This is a genomic window from Bradyrhizobium sp. (genome assembly GCF_049581145.1).
In the GTDB taxonomy this organism is placed as follows: Bacteria; Pseudomonadota; Alphaproteobacteria; order Rhizobiales; family Xanthobacteraceae; genus Bradyrhizobium.
Map to the genome: position 1 here is coordinate 1 of NZ_JBAURI010000277.1, position 4,861 is coordinate 4,861.

Annotated in this window: 3 protein-coding genes; all 3 read right to left on the reverse strand. The window is 61.5% G+C overall.

Translation table 11 applies throughout. The features are described from left to right. The coding region (locus WCB02_RS09255) for a tetratricopeptide repeat protein (RefSeq protein WP_423957698.1) at positions 1–1,775 on the reverse strand (1,775 nt) is incomplete at its 3' end. Between the two features lie 65 nt (positions 1,776–1,840). Beyond that, on the reverse strand, positions 1,841–1,987 hold the full coding sequence (locus WCB02_RS09260) for a hypothetical protein (protein WP_423957699.1): 147 nt from the start codon (positions 1,985–1,987) through the stop codon (positions 1,841–1,843). Positions 1,988–2,074: 87 nt separating this feature from the next. Further along, positions 2,075–3,760, reverse strand: a complete 1,686-nt coding sequence (locus WCB02_RS09265; protein WP_423957701.1) for a hypothetical protein — start codon at positions 3,758–3,760, stop codon at positions 2,075–2,077. Positions 3,761–4,861 lie beyond the last annotated feature (1,101 nt).

The window sequence follows — 4,861 nt, forward strand, 5'->3', positions numbered from 1 at the left end:
GCAAACAGCAGCGAGTAGCAGGACACGCAGGTGTCGACGGCGTCCCGTTTGACATGGATGATGCGGGCGCGTGGCAGCGCCAGATGGATCAGGCCGGCGAACAGAAAATTGGACGGCAGCTTGTCGACGATTCGAGCCTTCCCCGCCGTGCTCTTGCTCACGCGTTCGACATAGCTCTTCCCAAGTTCCCGGAAGCCGTCGGCCGACATTTTGGCGAGCATGTCAGGGTAGGTCGCGCCCACTCCGGGTTCCGCGACGTCAGATAGCGCCGCGGCAAAATCATCGAGCTCGCCGGCTCCGAAGACACGCGGATGGCTGGCGAGGATCTGTTCGACCAGGCTCGTCCCCGAGCGCGGCATGCCGATGACAAAGATCGGGGCTTCCGAGTCGTGTCCGACATTGGATTTGCCATTGAGCAGGTCTTTGGTAAATCCGTCGCGAATCCGCTGCATCAACATCAAGGTTCTGCGTTCGTCATAGCTCATCTGCCGCCGCTTCAGGCGATTGCCGGCGTCCAGATGACGAAACGAGCGGTCGGCGTCCTTGAGATCGGCGTAGGCCTTTCCAAGCGTGAAATGCAGCACGATGCGCTCGTCGTCGGAAAGCTGATCCTCGCGCGCGCGAAGCTGTTCCAGCCGGGCGAGGCGCCGGTCTCCGACCGCAAACGGCTTGACGGCGGCGTAGTTGTGCTGAATGCCGATATTGTCGGGCGCGATGTCGATCGCGGTCTCGAACGCGCGCGATGCATCGTCGACGCGCCCTGCGATCAGCAGCGCCGAGGCAAGACGATTGAGAGTCGCGGCATCGCGGGGTTCCTTCACCAGCGCGGCCCGATAGCACAGAATGGCGGCGTCGATCTGGTTCTGCGACTTCAGGGCATCGCCCAGGCTGCGCTGCGCCGAGACGTAGGCCGGCTTGAGACGGATCGCCTCCTTGTAATGCTCGATCGCCCCGTCGAGCCGGCCATGTTTTTGCAGCACGTTGGCCAGGTTGTTGTGCGCCTCGGCCGAGGTCGGAGCTAGCGCGATGGAGCGCTCGTAGTGAACGATCGCCGCGTCCAGATTGTCGAGCTCGGCGTAGAGATTGCCCAGATTGTAATGCGCACCGGCAAGGCCCGGATTGATCGCCAATGCCCGCTGGTAGCTGCGGATCGCCGGCTCACGGCGGCCCGTCGCATGAAAGCAGCCGCCGAGGTTGATATGGACGTCGGTCAAGCCGGGGTTTGTCGTCAATGCCCGCGCGTAATGCGCGACAGCATCATCATAGCGGGCAAGATGCCGGCAGGCGTCGCCCAGGCTGGCATGGATGGCGGCCGAGTTCGGCGCGATCGCGATCGCTGCCTGATGGTGGGTGAGGGCGGATTCGAATTGACCGAGCCGCTGCAGCGTCAGGCCGAGATTCTGATGGGCTTCCGCGTTGCCCGGATCGATCCCCAGCGCCTTTTCGTACTGCGTCACCGCAGCGGCAAAATCGCCGCGGCCGCTAAGCACGTTGGCCAGATGAAGTCTGGCCTCCGCGTGCCCTGCGTCGCGCGCCACCGCGATCTCGAACTGGCGATGGGCGCTGTCGAGATCGTTGATCCGGATGTAGGTCGTGCCGAGCAACAGGTGGTCTTCGGCTGAATCTCCCGCGACGTCGATCGCCTGAGCGACCAGGTCGCGAGCCTCATCGAGCGCGCCGAGCTGGCCGCGAACCACGGCGAGACCACAAAGGGCGCGGAAATGTCCGGGCTGATCGGTGAGAACCCGGCGGTAGGCCTGTTCGGCTGTTTGCAAGGCGTAGCTGCCTGCAACGGGGGTTGCTGATGCAATGCGCGATCGGTTGGCAAGTGCTGATTCATTCATGGCGTGCTGTCTTGTGAGCTGTGCGCACGAATGCGCGGCACGGTGCCGCTGAACGCGGCAAGCGCCCCATTACTGGAATAGCGCGGCTGGGATGAGGCGAGATCGATCGATAGTGCAATTTGGCTTTGACCAATTGCGCGCATTGGTCGAGCCTCTAGATGCGAACCAGCGCAGAACTAAGGTTCTGCGCTGGGAGCTCTAAGCCGTGACGTTTTCGGCGCGTTGATCGCTCAGGCCCAATGGTGGTGGTGTTCCCACACCGGCGGCGACCAAGCCTGTGCCGGTGGGCCGGCATCGTGGCCGCCGCCGTGAGGATGATCTCCGCCCATGGAATGGGGGGGTGAGGTCGGTGACGAGGGCGGGGTCGGTGACGAGGGCGGGGTTGGTGACGAGGGCGAGGTTGGGGTGGTGGCCGCGGCCGCCGTACCGCCGGTGCCATTGGCGATATTCGGGGTTGCCGTCACCGGGATGGTGCCGTGCGCGAGACCATGGACCGAGGTTGCCCCTGACACCGTGGTCGCCGTGCCGACATAGGTGCCGCCGCCGACCGGAATGTTGTTGCCGCTGACGTCCTTGGCGTCGGCGACAAAGCCTTGTCCGGCGGCATTGATCTGGGCCATGTCTGCTGCGAGCTTGGCGCCGGTGTCGCCGTTCAGGATTCCAGTCAACCCCGCGACGGCATTGTTGCTGTCCGCGAGCAGCGTGCCGCTCAGCAGCTCGTTGTCGAACCGGGCCTCAAAGATCGCGCCCTGCGCTGCATCGAAAGCGGCGCCGAAATGCTGATAGTTCTCGATCTGCGTGATCAGCGCCGCGCTCGCTTTCTCGGTGCCATTCTGGATTGCCGTCAACTGATTGTTGATGGTGTTGGCTTCCGACAGGAACGCCGCCCAGAAGTTGGTCTGCACCTGATTGTCCTGGAACTTGGTCACGGTGCCGGTCAAACCGCCCGGATCTTCGGCGAAGCCGCCGATATGCCCCGCCGTCCCGTTGCCGCCTGCCGCGATGTTCAGGGCAGTGTCGTTCTGCACGATATCGATGATGTCGAGGATATTGTCCGCGGTGCCGCGGATCCCGTGCTGCTGGCCGTTGGCTGCCTCGCCGTCAAAACTGTTGAGCTGGAGGTTGACCTGATTGAGCACCGTCTGCAGGTGGATGGTCGTCAGCGCCATGGCGTTGGCGGTTTCGCCCTTTTCGATCGCAGCGAGCGCGGTCGCGTTGTTCAGGATATTCGTGACACCCGACGCAACCGCCTGGAGGTCCGTCGTGATCTCGCCGAGATTGCCCGAATTGATACCGCCGTTGGTGAGATCAGCAGCCGCGTTGAAAACCGTACCGACCGCTTTCAGGCTCGAGCCAGCGGTTGCCGCCGCCAGCGATGCCGGGTCGTCGGCGCCCGCCGGAAGGTTCTGGAACGCGACGTCGGTAGCGCCCGTCGTGGCCATGAAGGGGACATTGTTGAGGGCGGCCGCAATATGCGGATCGTTGTTGATTTCCTGCAGGATCTCGTTCTGCACTGCGTGGATGGTCTGGTCCGCAGCCGCCATCGTGGTTGCATTGGTGGTCTGCGCCGCGGCCGTCAGGAGCGTGCTCAACTGGCCCTCGACGTTAGTCAAGGTCGCGGTATCGGCGGTGCTCAAGGTGAAGGCCTGGCCTCCCACCGTGACGGCGCCGGGCGTGGCGAGCATCGCGGCGATATCGTTCGACACTGCATGGATGTCGGAAACGTAGCTGCCCAGGAAGGGATTCTGGTTACCACTGCCCGACAGACTGAACAGTCCGGTCGATGCACGGACCGCATCGTTGAAGACAGCGCCGGCCTGAACCAGGTCGGTCGATTGATTGATCGCGTCTGTGCGCACGATCAGGTTCGACGTCCCGTTCGCCAGCGCCGTCTTGTTGAACAAGGTAGTTGCCATTAAATCATCTCCCCGGGTTTACTCGCTCGTTTCCTGCCCGGCGCTTCCCGCAGGATGACGAGGATATACAAAACTGAAACGAAGCCCCTCCACCGAATGGGTGAGTGGTTACGATGCGCCGTGCAGTTGCGATTTACTAACCGTAATCGGGCTAAAAGAAGGGCAGCCATGGCCGCAACCATGATGTTGTGCGGGCAAATATGATTTTGTTTGAGCAATGCGGCATGATTTTTGTGTTCCTTCGTCCGGAATGTGGCTGCGCCTGGAACTGGGGCATTCGAGCAGAATGCGATTAGCGCGTGAGCAGCGCGGAATACCATCCGCTTTGGCGTTACCGGTGGTCGTAACCGAATGCAGCTTCAATGGGCGTCGGACGCAGAGACAATGTCCGTCGCCAGTCGAAAGTCGGGCGTCTTAGTATGATCCGGCTACCTGAAAGTCTGTGCCGGTGACTGGCCGCAGATCATGCGCCAGGAATAACCACACCGAATCCGATGCAGTTGGAGCGGAACCTTTCTTGCTGACGCTATGCGCTTCGCCAGATAGACCGTGATAATGATGATTGGCGCAATCGCCATTGCGACGTGCAGGAATCGACGTGTCGAAATGAACACACTTGCGCAGGAAGAGTGCGGATCGCCGAGCTGCCGCGGCGATACCATTTTTCCGCAACGATAAAGCCCTTCCGGTCATCGAACCTTCGGACGCGCCGCTACCTTCGCGCAGACCGATTCAGGACGAGATCGATGCTTGTGGCTTCTGCATTCATTGCATTATTCAGCGCCGGCATTTTCTTGCTCCATGCGATTGAAGCCCTTTGGGCTCAATAGTCTGGCCTTCGATGGCGGGACGAGTTCGATCTGATCGCACGAACGCGTGTATCGACCGTTCATCCAAACGGAGTTGGCTCTTTGCCGGAGCAGCTTTTCGACGCGAGAACGCTCAGGTGATCGGGGCGCAGGAAAGAATAACTAGCAGAGCGTTTCCGAAGTCTTGATCATATGAAACGAAGGAGCAGGATGGGTAGAGCTCTTGCGAAACCCATCAATTCCCGGCGCGGCGATGGGTTTCGCTGGCGAGAATCGGACGAGGGTCCGATTC

Excerpts from the sequence above, each read along its gene's own strand:
- WCB02_RS09265 (WP_423957701.1), bottom strand. The coding sequence starts at position 3,760 with ATGGCAACTACCTTGTTCAACAAGACGGCGCTGGCGAACGGGACGTCG.
- WCB02_RS09260 (WP_423957699.1), bottom strand. The coding sequence starts at position 1,987 with ATGCGCGCAATTGGTCAAAGCCAAATTGCACTATCGATCGATCTCGCC.